This window comes from Leclercia tamurae (assembly GCF_025566055.1).
GTDB lineage: Bacteria > Pseudomonadota > Gammaproteobacteria > Enterobacterales > Enterobacteriaceae > Enterobacter > Enterobacter tamurae.
Window position 1 is genome coordinate 1 of sequence record NZ_JAMHKS010000077.1, and the last position, 17,644, is coordinate 17,644.

Here is a 17,644-nt window from a genome sequence, read left to right on the forward strand (position 1 = left end):
GGTAAAAGAATCTGTGGCAATCTATAACCATGAGCGGCCGCATCTTGCCCTGAAATACAAAACGCCCGATGAGGTTCATCAGGCGTTTTACAGGCAGAAAACTGTCAACCTATATCAGGACTAGTCATCGTTACCAGACAGGCATTTCATCCTGCAGGAACGGGTTGTGCAGCCGTTCGTAGCCCAGCGTCGACATCGGGCCGTGGCCGGAGATAAAGGTCACATCATCCCCCAGCGGCAATAACTTCTCTTTGATCGAGCGAATCAGCTGACCGTGATCGCCACGCGGGAAATCACTGCGCCCTACTCCGCCTTTAAAGATCACGTCGCCGGAGATCAGCAGACGCGACTGGTCATCAAAGAAGACAATGTGGCCTGGCGTATGGCCTGGGCAATGCAACACCTGTAAGGTCACATTGCCGACGCTGACGCTCTCTCCTTCATTCAGCCAGCGATCTGGCGTCAACGGCAGGCACTCATCCAGACCGAACATCCGGCTCTGTGACGGCAAGCCCTGCAGCCAGAACTCATCTTCTTTTTCCGGACCTACAATCGGCACACCGTAGTGTTGCGCCAGCTCGGCCGCAGCGCCCACGTGATCGAGATGACCGTGGGTGAGTAAAATCTGCATTAAGGTCACGCCAGCGGCAGCGACTTCCTGTTTGATCTTCTCTGCATCACCACCGGGATCGACCAGGGCGGCCAGTTTGGTTTGTTCGCACCAGATAATCGAACAGTTCTGGGAGAACGCGGTGACCGGAATAATACGATAGTTCATACTGCTCCTGATTTCGTTATTACCAGTGCCGCAGTGGCCCGGTATCAATATGCACAAAGTTGCTACGTGGGTAATATCCTACACCACCTGCGCGCATAGATAACGCAGCTTTGCGAACATTGGCTAACGAAACGCCTTCAATATGAAAATCCATCGCCTGCCCTTTGGTGTGATAACTTTTTTTAGCGACCCCACGGCTGCGGGCGCGTAGTTCGTTATTGGTATCAAGGGAGCGGTAACCAGAGATGAGCTGGACCGGTTTGCGGGTGCCCAGCAGGCCCTGCAGGCGGAAGAGCTGATCGAATAATCCCGGATCGATGGTTTTAATCTTATTTGCGCGGAAATCCCGGAAAAAATGATTAAGCTTGGCTAATTCATCCTGAATATAGCCCCGGCCATCAAAAAACTCGGCTTTTATTGACTCACCTGTATGCAGGTTATTAAGCGTCAAAATGCGTGGTCGAGGGGTAGAGAGCGTAGCAAATGATGGCGTCGGTAAGATGGCAGCGCCCAGCGCAATGCCCCCTAACGCCAGCAACTTACGGCGATTAGCGTCGAATTTATCCATGGTAATCAGGTCTACAGGTCAGTGTTATCGTATAAATGCAATACAGCGCACGAAGGGCACATTACCGGGCAAACCTGTCAGCGTCAAGGCAGCAAAACCAGGAAATACGGGGCTTGCAGCCGCAAACCCCGTATCTTTTCCTGACTCAGGCTACCAGAATTGTCCGAACTTCTTCATTTACCTGATCAATTGCTCTGCCTTGGGCAGAATCTGTGTGTTCGATCGGGCAATCTCATCATAATTGTAAATATCTGTACGATACTGGGTCCGACCATCCTTGCCGACGAACGCGGTCAGATAGTACAGATTAACCGGAATATTTTGGCGGATATTCACATACCGCGTGTCGCCCTGCTTCAGCGCATCGGAGATTCGTGTGTCGTTCCAGCCTGCATCCTGTAACAGCATGTTAGCCAGTTCTGACGCCTTGTTTACACGCACGCAGCCGGAGCTGAGCGCACGGGCATCTTTCTGGAACAGGTTGTGGTTAGGCGTATCGTGCAGATAGATTGCGTCCGAGCTGGGCATATTGAACTTATAGCGCCCGAGTGAATTATGCGCTCCAGGAGCCTGCTGGAAGCGGAACGGCAGATTAGAAGGCGTGATGGTTGCCCAGTCTACCCGCCACGGATCGATAGCCTCTTTACTGTTCCAGCCCCGCAGAACGGTATAGTTGTGGCGTTCAAGATATCCCGGGTCATTCCAGAGTTTCGGCAGAATATCATTGCGTGCCAGCGTCGGCGGCACATTCCACGGCGGGTTAACCACCACGTTATTCAGGGCGCTGCTCATCATCGGTGTTTTACGATCCGGACGGCCAACGATCACTCTTGATGCCAGCACCTCATTACCGTTCTGATAATAAACCAGCGAGAAGGCCGGAATATTCACCATAATCCCGGTGGAGAGCGTGGCCGGCAGCAGGCGCAAACGCTGAATATTCAGCGCCAGCACGCCGGCACGCTGGGCAGGAGTGAGGTTCAGCGCGTCACGCGTTCCCTGGCCAATCACGCCGTCGGCACCCAGCCCCTGGGTGGTCTGGAAGGCTTTGACCGCTTCAACAAGGCTGCGGTCATAGGAGGCCGGCTTGCTGGAGGCAGGCTTCTTTTTCTTCTCAACCGGTGGAGCTGACGGACTGACAACCACGCTTTGCGGATCGTCACCCGGCAGGGCAATTTTTGGCCCGCCGTCGATCACGCCGGAGCGTTTCAGAATTTCACGCAGGGCCGGAACGTCGCTGCTCCACTGCCCCGGGCTCAGTTTGGTGGTGCTCTGCAGCTGCGGCCAGGGTTGCGTATCGGCCACCAGCTCCAGCAGCGACTGATGCATCACCGAATACTGCGGATGCATCGGCGCAAGTCCGGCAATGAAATGCGGCACCGTCCCGTTATCCAGCGCCAGCTGCCACTGGTTAATCACCGACAGCGGCGGCGTCGCCATCTTGTAAGGTTTGGTGCTGTAAAGCCAGCGGTTACCGTTGACCGGGATCCCTGCCACAAACTGCAGATAGCCCATCATTGCATCCGACAGGATCACGTCCCGTGCCATTCCTGTTATCTCAGGCTGTGTAAGCAGTTCCACCCAGGCGGTAAATTGCGGCTGGAAACCGGCAATAGCGACTTCGGCAAGCTGTTGCTGGAACGCCCGCACACCATCGCGATCGTCCCACATGGGTTTCATGTCGCGTGCGGCATACAGCAGCGTAAGCTGATTGAGATAGACCGGGGAGTAACCCGCAGGCAGAGCCGAGAGCAGCTGCTCGCGACGTTGTTCCGCACTGACATCGGCAGGCAGCGGACGGATACCGGCCATCATGGCGGTGGCTGGCGATTGCTCCAGCGGTTGTGACAGCGACGTAGGCTGCGCGCCCATCGTGGCGGAGCTATCGACCGGAACCAGTTCGGGCTCATCGGCCCGGGCAGAAAACAGTGGAGCCACTACTACCGTCAGGCACAAACTGAGTGCTGACAGCTGACGACCGTACATTTTATTCAGCAACATCCCTTGCCCCCTGTTTGCTTTACGTCGCGCCCTCATCACCGGGGCTTTAATTCATTATAGGAAGACAGACCGGCACCAGCCTTGCCTTATGTAAAGAAGTTTAAAGTTAACGCAGCCGCCAGTACAAGCTCAAGGAATAAAAAAAGGCGGCCAGCAGGCCGCCATGGGTAACTTTCAGAATCGTCAGGAGGCGTCAGCCGTTCCTGGAAGCGATTCCGGCGGCTGCGGGGCAAAGCCGCGCAGACCGACAACGTGAACGTGCTCGCTGTTCTGGTAGACCTTACGCACCAGTTTATAGGTGGTGCCTTTCTCCGGACTGATGTTCTCCGGCGCCGCGATAATCAGCTGCATATCCAGACGGTCGCACAGTTCAAACAGCGTGGCGATGGAACGGGCATCCAGACGCGCGGCTTCATCGAGGAACAGCAGGCGGCATGGCGAGATATCCTTGCCGCGCAGGCGACGGGATTCATCTTCCCAGCTCTGCACCACCATCACCAGAATCGACATCCCGGTACCGATCGCTTCCCCGGTCGACAGGGCGCCCGATTCCGCACGCAGCCAGCCGTCGGATCCACGGTTAACTTCCACTTCCATCTCGAGATAGTTGCGGTAGTCCAGCAGCTCCTCGCCGATGGTTTGCGGCGTGCGCTGGCCCATATCAATCTGCGGGTTCAGACGCTGATACAGCTTCGCCAGCGCCTCGGAGAAGGTCAGGCGGTTGCTGTTGAACAGATCCTGATGCTGCTCGTGCTGTTCAGCCAGCACGTCCAGCAACGTGGCGTGGGCTTCACGCACGTTGACGTTCAGTCGCACGCTGTTGACCTGGCCGAAGGAGACGCTCTGCAGGCCCTGGTTCAGCTGACGAATACGGTTCTGCTCGCGCTGGATCGTCTTACGAATGATGTTGGCCACGCTGCGGGAGCTGATCGCCAGCTTCTGCTCACGGGAGGTCAGCTCTTCCGTCAGTCGGCCCAGCTCGATCTCCATCTGTTCAATGGCTTCAACCGGGTCATCGGTACGGATGATGTCCTGACGAATACGCTCGCGCAGGTGCTGATAGACTGCCACGAAGAACTGAATTTTGCGCTCAGGACGTTTTGGATCTTCCGACATGCGCAGCACATCGCGCAGGTGTTCGTTATCTGCCACCGCCAGACGCAGCGCACCGAGCGCCTTATCCGACATAGAGCGCAGCTCATCCCCGGAGAGATAGGCCAGCTCGCGGCGGTGCAGACGACGTTCAACGCCATTGTCTTTCACCATCCGCATCACGGCACACCAGCCCGCTTTAGCGGTGACCACCTGCTCGCGCTTCTCGTGGTAATCACGTTCCAGCTTGCGCAGACGACGGGTCAGGTTATCCATCTCCGCCTCGCAGAAGGTCAGCGCTTTTTCCAGCTGATTGCGACGGGCACGGTTGTTGCTGAGCTGGGCATGCAGTTCGTCGCGACGAATACGCGCCCGCTCCTCTGCCCCGCTATCGGCCCGCACACCGATATCCTGCAGCTCTTTGTGCAGGTCAGTCAGTAACTCTTTCTTGGTATCAAAGGAGCTTTTCAGCGACGCCAGCACCTGGCTGTACTGGCTCAGCTGCGCGGCGTGGCTACGCATCGCTTCACGGGCGCGGGTACGTTCCGTTTCGGCGTGCTCCAGACGCTGGCGTAGCTTCTCGTTCAGATCGCTGTTGCCGTTGAGCATTTCCGCCGAATCAGAGTAGCTGAAGTGCGCCCGGCGCTGGGCCACTTCGGTCAGAGCAAAGGCCTGCTGACGGGCTTCACGCTGAACCTGCTGTGACCAGGCGTAATCTTCTTTCAGCTGTTCAAACTGTTCCGGGTCGCTCTGCAGAACGGAGAGCATCGGCTCCAGCTTCGCCAGCTGGTTGCCGTGCTGCTGCACGAAACGCGCGGCTTCCTGCGCCTCGTCGAGGCGCTCCTGGATCTCATCCACGCGATCGGCAAGGGTGTCGTCCGCCAGCAGGTTAAGGCGCGGCAGGATGCGGTTAAGCGCAGCAACGCCCTCTTTGGCCTGTTCGAACTGCACCCGGCTCTGCTGGTTGTCATTCTCGTGGTTAGAGATGGCGCGTTCCAGTTCACCACGGCGGGTGGTGAGTTTGCGGATCTCCGCTTCCGGATCGGCATCAAAGGCTACTGCCAGATGGCTGCCAATAAAGCGGCTGAACGCCTGGTGCAGACGCTGAGTTTTTTGCACATCAAACGACAGCGTGGCAAAGCGTTCTGACAGCGTTTCGCGTTCGGCGTGCAGGCTCTCAATGCGGCTTTCACGCGCGGCGCGGCCAAACAGCGGCAGGGTCGGGAAGCGCGAATAACGCCACTGGCGATCGGCGATCTTCACCACCACCGCTTTTTCCAGCTCGTCGACGCCAAAGACGCTGTCATCGAACGACTGCGGATCCCCTTCGATCAGATAGAGATCTTCCGGGCAATCTTCCAGACCTTCAAGCTGGTCGGCGATCAGCGACAGATCCGGCACCACGATAGCGTGGCGGGACGGGCCGTACAGCGCCGAATAGTACGGCGCATCTTCGAGGCTGACGTCGTCATAAATTTCGGACAGCAGCACGCCGCCAAAACGTTCTGCCAGGGTGTTCAGGCGTGCATCTTCTGCCCCGCCCGGCTGGCTCAAGCGCTCAATTTCTTCGTCGACGGCACGTTTGCGCGCGCCCACTTCATCACGCTCAACGATGGCTTCGCGTTCACGCTCCAGCAGCTGCTGAAGGTACTCTGTGACGCCCTGGCTGGATTCAAACTCCTCCCCGCACTGCTCGCTGAGCTGGTTGAGGCTGCTCTGGGCCGCCAGCCAGATCGGAGCGCGCTTCATCAGAGTCTGAATACGTGACTGCAGCTGCTCCAGCTCCTGGCGCAGCTGCATGCGCTGCTCGCTGGCGCTGGAGACGCTGTCGGACAGCGAGGCGATACGGGCTTCCAGCTCCTGATGCAGGGATTCCAGATCGTCAATATCAACCCGTTTGCCCTGGCGCTTGCAGAACTCGGCCAGCAGGCGTTCCGCCTCCTGCTGTTCCCGCAGACGCTGTTCCAGCTCGTTCAGACGCATACGCAGCGGCTGAACCTGTTCCGCCTGATGACGCTGGTTGACACCATCACGCAGCAGCTCGCGGGCCACGCTCCAGGCTTCACTGCGCGCCAGCGGGCCGTTGATCGCTGCCACCAGCTGGTACGCCTGTTCAAACTGGCTGTGCGCGGTTTGCGCCACGCTCATTTTCTGCTCGAGATTGAGCAGTTTTTCGGTGGCTTCCTGCTCTTTCGCCTGGAAGGTTTCCAGCCACTGATCCGCGCTCTCCGGGGTCAGATCCGGCAGATGGCAGAGGTCTTTCGCGCGCTGGAGGGCCTGCAGGGCCTGGTTGTACTGAATGGCGCGGGTTTGCTGGACATCCAGCGCCTGCTGATAGTCGGCAAGCTGGCTTTTCAGCTCATCCACTTCCAGCTCGGCGGCTTCGGCGCGGCCTTCGTTCTCTTCCTGCTTGTCGGCGGCTTCGGCCACCACTTCGTTCTGCTCTTCCAGACGAATTTGCAGTTCATCGAGATCCGCTTCGTAGCGCTCAATTTTTTCCTGCTGACGCAACGCGGTCTGCACCAGGTTCAGGTGATCGCTGGCGGCCTGATAATCGGCCTCCAGATCCCCTTCTGCCCCGTTATGCTCGCCCAGCTCGCGGGCCATCTCGACGTGCTTGTACTGCTCGGACGCCAGCTGCTGGCGCGAGGTAAACAGCTCGCGGCGATACTCAAGGGCCTGATCCAGATGAATGCGCCGCTCGTTGGCGTGGCGCATATAGTCAGCAGCCACATAGTTGGTCGCTTCGCTGATCAGATGCTTGAACAGGTCGCGGTCCGACTGGGTGACGCGAATGGCTTCCAGCGTCATGCGGTTTTCACGCAGCGCCGCTTCCATGTCCTGGAAGGCCTTGCGCACGCCGCTGTTCTCCGGCAACAGGTAGTCGCGCAGGGAGCGGGTAATGGCACTGGAGATCCCGCCGTACAGCGAGGCCTCAATCAGGCGATAGTATTTACTACGATCCGAGGCCGAACGCAGACGACGCGCCACTACGCCCAGATCGAACATCAGGGAGTGGTATTCGGTGATGGAGTTGAACTGCTTAAACTGCACGCCCTCGATGGCTTCCAGCTTGTCTTTCAGCTCCTGAAGCGTCAGCACGCGCGCCTGGCGGTCGTTCAGGGTTTCCGTTAACAGCGAGGTCGGCTGAACGGAGGTTGGCAGCCCCTGAATGGCAAACGGCTTGATGTCTACTTTACGGTCGCGCCCGGCGACCTGCTGCAGACGTACGCCGACGACCACGCGCTGGTGGCGGGAGTTGATCACATCCAGCACCGAATAACAGACACCCGCTTTCAGCTTGCCGTGCAGGCCCTTGTCGCGGGAGCCGCTGGTCGCACCGGCCTCGGTGGTGTTACGGAAGTGCAGCAGCGTCAGATCCGGGATCAGGGCGGTGACGAACGCCGCCATGGTAGTGGATTTCCCGGCCCCGTTCCCGCCCGAAAGCGTGGTTACCAGCTCATCGAGATCAAAGGTGCGGGCAAAGAAACCGTTCCAGTTAATCAGCGTCAGTGAGCGAAATTTACCGCGTTCAATCATTACTCTTCCTCCCCGCTATCCGGCTGATTGTCTTCATGCTCGTCATTGAGCTGCAGATGGTTTTCCACCGGCATCGCTTCGCCATCGCGGATCATGCGCAGCTGCGCTTCACGGGCGTCGTCGCCTGCGCGCACGTCGGCGCCGAAGCGGAATACCGATTCCGTGATGCGGAATTTACTGCTGTCGTGGCCCATAAACCACACCATCCCCAGACGGCGCAGGCGGTTCAGGGAGGAGCGCACTTTTTCCTGTAACTTCTGGCGGTCAACGTCAGAGCCGGTAGAGCGGTTGTTCACCAGCTTCAGCAGCTTGCCTTCGTCCGCCAGGGTCATCAGTTCGTCATAGAGCTCCTGCTGGGTGAAGATGCCTTCGTTAGCCAGACGCTCCGGGCTGAGATAGAGGTAGCAGAGAATTTTGCCAACCATCATGTCCAGCTCGGACAGCACCGAACGCGGAATAAGCGTGGTGGAGCGTGGGCGCAGGTAGAAGAAACCTTCCGGGGCGCGGATCAGCTCGACGTTATAGCGGGCATAAAACTCTTCCAGGTATTCCTGGAAATCCATCAAAAAGGCGTGATTATCCAGCTCGTCGAGACCAATGTGACGACCGGCACGCAGCTGGCTGTCCAGCGCCGGAAAGATCGGATTTGCCAGCGCCAGTGCCAGCTTAGCCGGCATCACGTGTTCAATATTTGTCAATGACATGCGCCTGTACCTTGGCTCCGTAATCGTTAATCGGCTGCCACTTCGGCGGCAGGCCGGTGAAATCTGCTTGCGCGACGCCCAGGCGGACCGCCTGATCGACCACGATACGCGCGATATCGAAATGGCGCGCGCGCGGGTATTGCGCGAGGTAGTCGCGCACCACCAGACCGAGATCCAGCGGGGTATTTTTGGCTTTGAAGATCGCCAGCTGCTCTTCGATCATCGCCGCAAGCTGTTCCCGAATTTCGTTAAACTCTTCATATTCCAGGTCTGCCGGCAGTTCGCCGGTCACCTCTTCGTCGCGCAGGCTCATCTCTTCATCACGCATATCGAGCAGACGGTCGGCACTGGCGTAGGTCAGCGCCCACGGCGCATCGAAGTAAGTCTGAACCGACTGGCGCAGACGCTGGGCAAAGACGCGGTTTTTATCCATATCGATGGCGGTACGGATAAATTTATGCACGTGGCGATCGTAGCCGATCCACAGGTCAATGGCCTGCTGACCCCAGCTGATAATGCGGTCGAGTTTGCTCTGCAGGTCGAAGACCAGCCGATCGACAAAATGCAGGTTGTCATGGGCCAGAGTGGCATCCTGGATACGCAGCAGGTTGGCCTGCAGCTTGTCCCCCGCGGCTTCCAGCGTATCCTGCAGTTCACGCAGGGTGCCGGAGGTTTCTGACAGCAGCATTTCACAGCTGGAGATCGCCGCCCGCCAGTCTTTGTTCAGCAGCTGGGCGATGTCGTCCTTCACCAGCTGCTGCTGCTCATCCATGATGCGCTGGGTCAGATCGATGCTGTCGAAGATTTCAGCCACCGAATATTTCAGCGGCGCGTAGACGTTGCGGTGCCAGTGGAATTCGTCGCCGTTTTCATCAGCGGCATCCGCCGCACGCTTCAGTTCGCCCGCCACAATGGAGAGCTGCATCGAGAGGCGCAGGGTCGAGAATTCGCGCTGGCGAATGTAATAGTCGGTAATGCCGATGCCCAGTGGCGTCAGGCGATAGATGGCGTTGCCTTCCGCCAGCTCGCTGGTAAAGCGGTTCAGCAGACGTTGACGCACCATATCGTTAATCGCGTTGTTGGCACGCACATTAATGGTTTCGCTGGTTTGCTCAAACGCATCACTGACATGGCGGAACGCATCCACCAGTTCGCCCTCGCTCATTTCTCCATCCAGCCGTTCGCCGTTCAGCGTGGCCACCGCCAGCAGAAAAGAGAGTCTGTCTACCGGCAGCGAGAGGGAGAAATCGTTTTTTCGGGCCCAGGCAACCAGCTCGGGGACTGTCTGGGAAAATTCACTCATAAGTTATCCTTGCTCTGCGGCTTGTACGCGGTGACGTGTATGTAGCGGCCAAGGCTGATCCAGGGCTCCTGGCGACAGTACCGCGTCTCTAATTCTGTCAGGGCGTCAAAGCACTCATGCTGCTTTTGTTTATCACGCAGATAGTCGTGAAACACTCTGATGCCGGTTTTCCCGGCGATCTGCCAGCCCATCGCTTCCAGCCAGCCGTAAACCTGCTGCGGATCGCGCGGAAAGTCCGGTGAAAGCGTGCGCCTTTTCTTTTTGTACATGCCCTGCTGCACATAGCCAAAATTACCCACCAGCACGTTACGCATCAGCAGGCCGTTGGCGTTGTAAAACATCAGCGACAGCGCGCCGCCGGGGCAGAGTATCGACCAGAGCGTCTGCAACAGCGCCTGGGGGTCGGCCACCCATTCCAGCACCGCATGAGACAATATCAGATCAACCGGGCTTTCCAAATGTTGAGCGATGTCCTGAGCGGCGCAATGTATAAATTGCATGTTATCGCTCACACCTTTCTCCATTGCCGCACTTTCAGCCCGGGCGATCATCTCCGCTGACAGGTCGCAGAGGATGACATGGTGTCCACGCTCGGCCATTTTTATCGCCGTCTGACCTTCACCGCCACCGGCGTCAAGGACGCGCAATTTTTTCGACCCAAAGCGGGCGAGCAGGATGTCCAGATCCTGCCAGAGGATCGTTTGACGCAGCTGGCCCTTGGTCGTGCCATAAATATTGCGGGCAAACTTTTCCGCGATGTCATCAAAATTGCGATCCCGCATTGGGAGAGCTCCACCCGCTAACAACAAAACCGCTATTTTGTCACAGCCGGGCGGAGAATGAACCTCTCTGGTGTAATATCGCTAACAATCCTCAGCTGTATGGTCAAAAAAGGAGCCAGAAAGGATGCTTTTTACCCTAAAAAAATATATTGGCGGCATGATGCTTCCCCTCCCTCTTATTCTGCTCTGTATCGCGCTGGGCCTGGGATTGCTGTGGTTCAGCCGCTTTCAGAGAACCGGTAAAATACTTACCACGGCAGGCTGGCTGGTACTCCTGCTGCTGAGCCTGCAGCCGGTGGCGGACGGGTTGTTACGGCCGGTGGAAGATAAGTACCCGACCTGGCAGGGAAATCAGAAAGTTGAGTACATCGTGGTGCTCGGGGGGGGTTACACCTGGGATCCTGACTGGGCGCCCAGCTCTAATCTGATTAACAACAGCCTGCCGCGGCTTAATGAAGGGATGCGCCTGTGGCTGGCTAACCCAGGTTCGAAGCTGATCTTCACCGGGGCGGCGGCGCAAAACAATCCGGTGACCACCGCAGAAGCCGGGGCGCGCGTGGCGCAGTCACTGGGGGTGCCGCGCGAGGCGATTATCACCCTTGACAGCCCGAAAGACACTGAAGAGGAAGCCGCAGCAGTGAAGCAGGCGATCGGCGATGCCCCGTTCCTGCTGGTGACCTCCGCCTCGCATCTGCCGCGGGCGATGATCTTCTTTGAACAACAGGGGTTACACCCGCTGCCTGCACCCGCGAATCAGCTGGCCATTAGCGCGCCGCTCAACCTCTGGGAACGGATTATTCCGTCCCCGGTGTGGCTGATGCACAGCGATCGCGTGGGTTACGAGACGCTCGGACGCGTCTGGCAGTGGCTTAAAGCCCCGTCAGGCGAGCCAGGGGAGCAGTGATTTCGAGGCCAGATCGAAGTTGGCGCGGTTGAAGCGTCCGGTATTGACCAGCTGCGCCACTTCGTCCCACAGCAGATACAGCCAGCGCCGCCAGAGGAATGACTCTGAGACCGGCGCGCGCTGCAGGTAGTGCCAGAGCAGATCTTCTGCCAGCCCGCCCTCACTCAGCCGAAACAGTTCAAACTCCCGTGGGGCCCACAGCATTACCCCGGGTCCGACCATCGCCAGCAGCTGATCGCTGCGCGGATCCTTGAGCATACTGCGCAGGGTAAAATTGCCGTGGATCAGCACGCTGTTGTCGTTGAAACCTTTAAACAGAGCGGGCAGGCATTCCCGGGTCCGGAACAGGATCCGTTTGTCCTGCATGGTCAGGCCGGTGTTGCGGTACTGGTTTAGTGTTCCCCACAGGACCTCGACCCGCTGGCGATACCAGAGCGGCCAGAGGTTCTCCTGGGTGCTGTCCACCGCTCCCACCAGCCCGCCGCTGTCCATCCGGTGCCAGGCCAGTAGCGCCTCGACAATCTGATCCTTGAGCTGTTCCCAGCGTTCCGGGGTGCGGGCCGGCGCTTCGACCGGCACGCCGCGCAGGCGTTCGAGCAGCAGCACGTCAGGTCCCGGGTGCTCCTCGTGGGTCATCACGCCATAGACGGTCGGCATTCTGACCGTACCGCTGCGGGCCAGCATGGAGATTTTCCACGCCAGCTGTCGGGCAACATCCGGTGAAGAGAAGCTTCGCGCCAGTAACGGCATGGGGTTTCCCTGACTGTCATACAACGACCACAGCGTGGTATCCGCCTTTTCATGTACGCATTCCACACGGCTCAGTTTTTCACCCAGCAGATGGCTGAGTTCGGCTCGCAGCTGTTCCATTTGAGATTACCCCCATTAAGACTACTGCTTTTATAATGAGCGCGTGGCGAGCGGATGTCACTCTTATGAGAAGATTCTGTAGGCGGCAGGCATAAAAAAATCCCCTCGCAGGAGGGGATGGCAGGGATTAACGCAGCTCAGCGCGAACGCGGGCGAGATCCTCTGGCGTATCAACCCCGGTGCCCGGCACCTCGTGCGCCACGGCAACATGGATCTTCTCGCCGTACCACAGCACGCGCAGCTGCTCAAGCATCTCGATATTTTCCAGCGGGCTCGGCTGCCAGGTCACGTAACGGCGGATAAAGCCGGCGCGATAGCCATAAATACCCAGATGACGCAGGATGCTGTCGCCAATCGCTTCGCGGGAATCCGCAAAGCGGTCGCGATCCCAGGGGATAGTCGCGCGGGAGAAATAGAGCGCGTAGCCTTCACCGTCCAGCACTACTTTCACCGCATTCGGGTTGAATGCCTCTTCGGCACTGTGCACCGGCACCGCCAGCGTCGCCATACCCACCTGACGCTGGGCGAGGTTTTCTGCCACCTGGCGAATAATGACCGCCGGGATCATTGGCTCATCGCCCTGCACGTTAACAATCACCGTGTCGTCGCTGAAGCCGCATTTTTCCACCACTTCCGCCAGACGTTCGGTACCGGACTGGTGATCGGCGCGAGTCATGCACACTTCGCCGCCCGCCGCTTCCACCGCACGCGCCACCTCTTCGTGATCGGTGGCGACAATAATGCGGTCAGCGCCGGACTCACGCGCGCGTTCCAGCACGTGGACAATCATCGGCTTACCGTTGATGTCGACCAGCGGTTTGCCCGGCAGGCGCGTGGAGGCGAAACGCGCCGGGATAATGACAACAAAACTCATGGTTTGCTCTCTTCTGCCGCCAGCGAACGGGCTTCGGTCTCCAGCAGGACGGGAATGCCGTCGCGCAGGGGGAAGGCAAGGCTGTCCAGTTTGCAGATTAACTCCTGCTTATCCTGGCTGTAGTAAAGTTTGCCGTTGCACACCGGGCAGGCAATAATTTCCAGTAAACGGTGATCCATAGTTCCTCCGTATCAATGATCGGTAAAGCTTACCATATTCCTTTTTCAGACCGCGTCTATTTCCCAGCCACGTCGACAGGCAGCAAAAAGTCCGTCAGGAAGATGGCCCAGCGCGATCCGTGTTGCTCCCTGCCAGCTTGCAAAGTCGCTTATCGCCGCAGTGAGCCCTTTTTCCAGCCCGGCGCTGACCCGGATACCCTCTTCCAGATAGAGGGCGATAATCTGCAGCTCGCCGGTTTTGCGATGCATTTTGGCATCCATCCGCCCCACCAGTTGCCCTTTGTGCAGCAGCGGCAGGACGAAATAGCCGTACTGACGTTTCGGTGCCGGGGTATAGCACTCCAGCCGGTAACTGAAGTTAAACAGCTGCTCAGCACGCTTGCGATCCCAGACGACGGGATCAAACGGCGACAGGACGGCGCTGTGGGTGGCGGTGAGCTTGCCCTCTTCGGCGAGGGGAAGCAGCGGCAGTAGATCGGCATGCAACCACATCTCTCCCAGCGTCTCTACCTCGACACGCACCACCTGCTGCTGCGCCTGCCAGCGCTCAAGCAGCGGAGCCAGCACCGGCTGACGCAGGCGATAATAATCGGCCAACCACCGGGCGTGGAAAATGCCTAAGCTGCGGGCGCTGTTTTCCAGCATCACGGCTTCGGCCGCCGCCTGGGTCAGCATATCCCGGCTGTCATCCCACTCCGGCATCACCCGGTGGGTGAGATCGTAGACGCGCTGGAAGTTTCGCCTTTCGACCACCATCACCTTTCCAGCGGTAAACAGCCCCTCAAGATGACGTTTATGCGGCTTCCACTCCCACCATCCGCTGGTACCTTTGCGGGGATGTTCGAAATCGGCGGAACGTACCGGGCCCTTCTCCTGAATAAGGGCGATCAGCTGCTCAATCTCCTCCGCGTGCTCATGCATCCAGGCCTGACGGTATTTCCAGCCCATTTTGTCGGGGGAGAGCATCCGGTGGCGCACCAGCGCAAAATCACTGCGCGGCAGAAAACATGCCTCGTGGGCCCAGTACTCCATCAACTCGCCCTGATGCAGGGCGTTATCCAGCCATTCAGGCTGATAGTGGCCGAGACGGCTGAACAGCACCAGATACGGGCTGCGGGCAACGATATTGATGGTGTCAATTTGCAAAAGCGACATGCGCTGGATGGTAGTGAGAATATCGGCGGGCTGCGCGCGGCGACGGGGCTTTTTCAAAAGCCCCTGCGCGGCGAGATGAAGATGACGTGCGGCTGAAAGCGTAAGTTGCGGTAAAGCCATGCCATCTCCTGTTAATGAGTGCGCGGGGAAACCTCTTCTGCCAGGGCAATCAGCGCCTGCAGGAGTTGTTCGGGCTGTTCACCCTGCAGTTCAGCGTCCACCGGCAAATACCACCAGTTATCGCGGGCAAACGCCCGGCATTTCACCGCATCTTTTTCGGTCATGATCAGCGTCTGACCGGGATCGGTAAAACCGGCAACCTGTTCCAGGCTCAGCGCCTGGTGGTCGGCCAGCGGCACCGTATTAAGGAGCCGGGCACCGGAGGCTTCGAGGGTCGCGAAAAAGCGTGGAGGATGACCGATACCGGCCATGGCCACCAGATCAGGGAGTTCAGCGACGTCACGCCGTTCGCCGGTCAGCAGATTTACTGCCAGGCCTGGGCGCAGCTGCATCGGGATCTCTCCCATATGAGCCGTACCGCCGTTGACGATGACCGCATCCACAGAACGCAGACGAGAAGCGCGCTCGCGCATCGGCCCGGCGGGTAACCACCAGCCGTTACCAAAGCGGCGCACACCGTCAATCACCACGATCTCTTTATCCCGGGCCAGGGCGTAGTGCTGCAGCCCGTCGTCGGTAATCACTATCTGCACATCAGCATGGGTCAGCAGGACCTGAACCGCCTCGCTGCGTACCGGCGAGACTGCCACTGGCGCACCGGTGCGCTGAAAGATCAGCACCGGTTCATCACCCGCTTCCGCGGTGGTGGTTTGCGCACTCAGCAGCAGCGGATAGCGCTCCGCCTTGCCGCCGTATCCCCGGGAGACGACCCCCACGCGGATCCCGCGTTGGGTCAGCTGTTCCACCAGCCAGATCACCACCGGCGTTTTGCCGTTGCCGCCAGCGGTGAGGTTCCCCACCACCACCACCGGTACGGGTGCACGCCAGGCCCGTTTGAGCCCCACTTTATAGCTGAGGCGGAACAGGCCGCTGACCAGGCCATACAGCCAGGAGAGCGGCAACAGCAGCAGCCAGAGCGGAGACTCACCGGACCAGATGCGGGCAATCATGCGCCAAACTGCATCTTATGAAGTTGCGCATACACGCCCTGATGCGCCAGCAGATCGGTATGACTGCCGCGTTCAACGATGTAACCATCTTCCACTACCACGATTTCATCGGCTTTTTCGATGGTCGACAGGCGGTGGGCGATCACCAGCGAGGTACGGTTTTTCTGCAGCTCATCCAGCGCAGACTGAATGGCACGTTCGGACTCGGTATCCAGCGCCGAAGTGGCTTCATCGAGGATCAGGATCGGGCTGTCACGCAGCAGCGCGCGGGCAATGGCGATACGCTGACGCTGGCCGCCGGAGAGCAGCACGCCATTTTCACCGATAATGGTATCCAGGCCGTTATCCATCTTATTGATGAAGTCCATGGCGTAGGCCATCCGCGCCGCCGCTTCAATCTGCTCACGGCTGTACTCTTCGTTACGGGCATACGCAATGTTATTGGCGACAGTGTCGTTAAACAGATGCACATTCTGGGAAACCAGGGCGACCTGGTTACGCAGCGACCGCAGGGTATACTCGCGCAGATCGTGACCATCGATCAGGATTTCGCCTTCATCGATGTCGTAGAAGCGGGTGATCAGGCTGGCGATGGTCGATTTACCGGAACCAGAGCGGCCTACCAGCGCCACGGTCTTGCCTGCCGGGATTTTCAGATTGATGTTACGCAGAGCTGGCGTATCGCGGCCCGGATAGGTAAAGGTCACGTTGCGGAACTCCACATCGCCGGTTGAGCGCTCGATGACGCGCTTACCTTCGTCTTTTTCCTGTTCGGAATCGAGAATAGCGAACAGCGTCTGACAGGCTGCCATCCCGCGCTGGAACTGGGCGTTAACGTTGGTTAACGATTTCAGCGGGCGCATCAGGGCAATCATCGACGAGAAGACCACGGTAATGGTACCGGCGGTTAAGGTTTCCATCACGCTCGGGAAGCTGGCGGCATACAGTACAAATGCCAGGGCCAGAGAGGCGATAAGCTGAATGATCGGATCGGAAATGGAAGAGGCGGAAACCATCTTCATCCCCTGCAGACGCATCTTATTGCTGACCTTATCGAAACGCTTGGTTTCCACTTCCTGGCCGCCAAAAATCAGCACCTCTTTATGCCCTTTCAGCATCTGCTCGGCGCTGGTGGTCACCTGCCCCATCGTGTTCTGCATGTTCTTACTGATGCTGCGGAAACGCTTGGAGACGACGCGAATAGCGATCGACACAATTGGCGCCAGCACGATCAGGATCAGCGACAGCTGCCAGCTGTACCAGAACATCAGGATGAACAGGCCAATAATCGAGGCGCCTTCACGCACCACGGTAATGAGTGCGCTGGAGGAGGAGGAGGCTACCTGCTCGGAGTCGTAGGTAATACGCGACAGCAAGGTGCCCGTCGACTGTTTGTCGAAGAACGCCACCGGCATGCCCATCATGTGACTGAACAGGCGACGGCGCATGGTCATTACCACTTTGCCGGATACCCACGAGAGGCAGTAGCTGGAGATATAGCTGGTGATGCCGCGTAAAATCATCAGGCCGATAACCACCAGTGGCATCCAGAGCAACACTGAGCGATCCGTTTTACCAAAACCGTCGTCCAGTAACGGTTTGAGGAGCGATAACATGAAGGTATCGCTGGCTGCGTTGAGGATTAACGCTACGCCCGCCACGATAAGGCCCGTTCTGAAGGGTGCAATCACCGGCCAGAGTCGGCGGAAGGTCTGCCACGTGGAGAGATCTTTGTCGTTATGCATTCAAAAAACCAGCATTTGT

General features: G+C 58.4%; 14 protein-coding genes. 1 reads left to right on the forward strand and 13 read right to left on the reverse strand.

What is annotated here, in order from left to right:
- Positions 1-130: 130 nt before the first annotated feature.
- From M8318_RS18020 to cmoM, 7 genes are all read right to left on the reverse strand, one after another.
- On the reverse strand, positions 131-778 hold the full coding sequence (locus M8318_RS18020) for an MBL fold metallo-hydrolase (RefSeq protein WP_106992600.1): 648 nt from the start codon (positions 776-778) through the stop codon (positions 131-133).
- A 19-nt stretch (positions 779-797) separates the two neighbouring features.
- Entirely contained in the window at positions 798-1,346 is a 549-nt protein-coding gene (locus tag M8318_RS18025; protein WP_262663804.1) for a YcbK family protein, read from the reverse strand.
- A 177-nt stretch (positions 1,347-1,523) separates the two neighbouring features.
- A complete protein-coding gene (ldtD, locus tag M8318_RS18030; protein WP_225759147.1) occupies positions 1,524-3,347 on the reverse strand; it encodes a L,D-transpeptidase in 1,824 nt (607 codons plus the stop codon).
- 183 nt (positions 3,348-3,530) lie between these two features.
- Complete coding sequence (gene mukB / locus M8318_RS18035) at positions 3,531-7,979, reverse strand: chromosome partition protein MukB (RefSeq protein WP_262663806.1); 4,449 nt, start codon at positions 7,977-7,979, stop codon at positions 3,531-3,533.
- Positions 7,979-8,683 carry a chromosome partition protein MukE gene (gene mukE, locus M8318_RS18040; protein ID WP_262663807.1) on the reverse strand — a complete coding sequence of 235 codons (705 nt, stop codon included), beginning with the start codon at positions 8,681-8,683 and terminating at the stop codon, positions 7,979-7,981. The genes mukB and mukE overlap by 1 nt, the downstream gene beginning before the upstream one ends.
- Complete coding sequence (mukF, locus tag M8318_RS18045; RefSeq protein WP_106992594.1) at positions 8,664-9,986, reverse strand: chromosome partition protein MukF; 1,323 nt, start codon at positions 9,984-9,986, stop codon at positions 8,664-8,666. The genes mukE and mukF overlap by 20 nt, the downstream gene beginning before the upstream one ends.
- Positions 9,983-10,768: a tRNA uridine 5-oxyacetic acid(34) methyltransferase CmoM gene (gene cmoM, locus M8318_RS18050; protein ID WP_262663808.1), complete on the reverse strand. Its 786-nt coding sequence runs from the start codon at positions 10,766-10,768 to the stop codon at positions 9,983-9,985. The genes mukF and cmoM overlap by 4 nt, the downstream gene beginning before the upstream one ends.
- A 124-nt stretch (positions 10,769-10,892) precedes the next feature.
- On the opposite strand from cmoM, the gene elyC reads away from it, so the two are divergent.
- Complete coding sequence (gene elyC / locus M8318_RS18055) at positions 10,893-11,672, forward strand: envelope biogenesis factor ElyC (protein ID WP_262663809.1); 780 nt, start codon at positions 10,893-10,895, stop codon at positions 11,670-11,672.
- Here the strand turns inward: elyC and M8318_RS18060 are convergent.
- The 6 genes from M8318_RS18060 to msbA form a co-directional block, all read right to left on the reverse strand.
- Positions 11,649-12,542, reverse strand: a complete 894-nt coding sequence (locus M8318_RS18060; RefSeq protein WP_262663810.1) for a YcbJ family phosphotransferase — start codon at positions 12,540-12,542, stop codon at positions 11,649-11,651. The two genes, elyC and M8318_RS18060, sit on opposite strands and share 24 nt — an antisense overlap.
- Before the next feature lie 127 nt (positions 12,543-12,669).
- On the reverse strand, positions 12,670-13,416 hold the full coding sequence (kdsB, locus tag M8318_RS18065) for a 3-deoxy-manno-octulosonate cytidylyltransferase (RefSeq protein WP_262663811.1): 747 nt from the start codon (positions 13,414-13,416) through the stop codon (positions 12,670-12,672).
- The gene (ycaR, locus tag M8318_RS18070; RefSeq protein ID WP_039029479.1) at positions 13,413-13,595 is read right to left on the reverse strand and encodes a protein YcaR; all 183 of its coding nucleotides are present in this window, start codon (positions 13,593-13,595) and stop codon (positions 13,413-13,415) included. The genes kdsB and ycaR overlap by 4 nt, the downstream gene beginning before the upstream one ends.
- A 45-nt stretch (positions 13,596-13,640) precedes the next feature.
- Complete coding sequence (locus M8318_RS18075; RefSeq protein ID WP_262663813.1) at positions 13,641-14,870, reverse strand: winged helix-turn-helix domain-containing protein; 1,230 nt, start codon at positions 14,868-14,870, stop codon at positions 13,641-13,643.
- 11 nt (positions 14,871-14,881) lie between these two features.
- Positions 14,882-15,880 carry a tetraacyldisaccharide 4'-kinase gene (gene lpxK / locus M8318_RS18080; RefSeq protein ID WP_262663814.1) on the reverse strand — a complete coding sequence of 333 codons (999 nt, stop codon included), beginning with the start codon at positions 15,878-15,880 and terminating at the stop codon, positions 14,882-14,884.
- The gene (gene msbA / locus M8318_RS18085; protein WP_106992586.1) at positions 15,877-17,625 is read right to left on the reverse strand and encodes a lipid A ABC transporter ATP-binding protein/permease MsbA; all 1,749 of its coding nucleotides are present in this window, start codon (positions 17,623-17,625) and stop codon (positions 15,877-15,879) included. The genes lpxK and msbA overlap by 4 nt, the downstream gene beginning before the upstream one ends.
- Between the last annotated feature and the right edge of the window lie 19 nt (positions 17,626-17,644).

Coding starts and splice junctions, on each gene's coding strand:
- M8318_RS18020 (WP_106992600.1), bottom strand. CDS start 778: ATGAACTATCGTATTATTCCGGTCACCGCGTTCTCCCAGAACTGTTCG.
- M8318_RS18025 (WP_262663804.1), bottom strand. CDS start 1,346: ATGGATAAATTCGACGCTAATCGCCGTAAGTTGCTGGCGTTAGGGGGC.
- ldtD (WP_225759147.1), bottom strand. CDS start 3,347: ATGTTGCTGAATAAAATGTACGGTCGTCAGCTGTCAGCACTCAGTTTG.
- mukB (WP_262663806.1), bottom strand. CDS start 7,979: ATGATTGAACGCGGTAAATTTCGCTCACTGACGCTGATTAACTGGAAC.
- mukE (WP_262663807.1), bottom strand. CDS start 8,683: ATGTCATTGACAAATATTGAACACGTGATGCCGGCTAAGCTGGCACTG.
- mukF (WP_106992594.1), bottom strand. CDS start 9,986: ATGAGTGAATTTTCCCAGACAGTCCCCGAGCTGGTTGCCTGGGCCCGA.
- cmoM (WP_262663808.1), bottom strand. CDS start 10,768: ATGCGGGATCGCAATTTTGATGACATCGCGGAAAAGTTTGCCCGCAAT.
- elyC (WP_262663809.1), top strand. CDS start 10,893: ATGCTTTTTACCCTAAAAAAATATATTGGCGGCATGATGCTTCCCCTC.
- M8318_RS18060 (WP_262663810.1), bottom strand. CDS start 12,542: ATGGAACAGCTGCGAGCCGAACTCAGCCATCTGCTGGGTGAAAAACTG.
- kdsB (WP_262663811.1), bottom strand. CDS start 13,416: ATGAGTTTTGTTGTCATTATCCCGGCGCGTTTCGCCTCCACGCGCCTG.
- ycaR (WP_039029479.1), bottom strand. CDS start 13,595: ATGGATCACCGTTTACTGGAAATTATTGCCTGCCCGGTGTGCAACGGC.
- M8318_RS18075 (WP_262663813.1), bottom strand. CDS start 14,870: ATGGCTTTACCGCAACTTACGCTTTCAGCCGCACGTCATCTTCATCTC.
- lpxK (WP_262663814.1), bottom strand. CDS start 15,880: ATGATTGCCCGCATCTGGTCCGGTGAGTCTCCGCTCTGGCTGCTGCTG.
- msbA (WP_106992586.1), bottom strand. CDS start 17,625: ATGCATAACGACAAAGATCTCTCCACGTGGCAGACCTTCCGCCGACTC.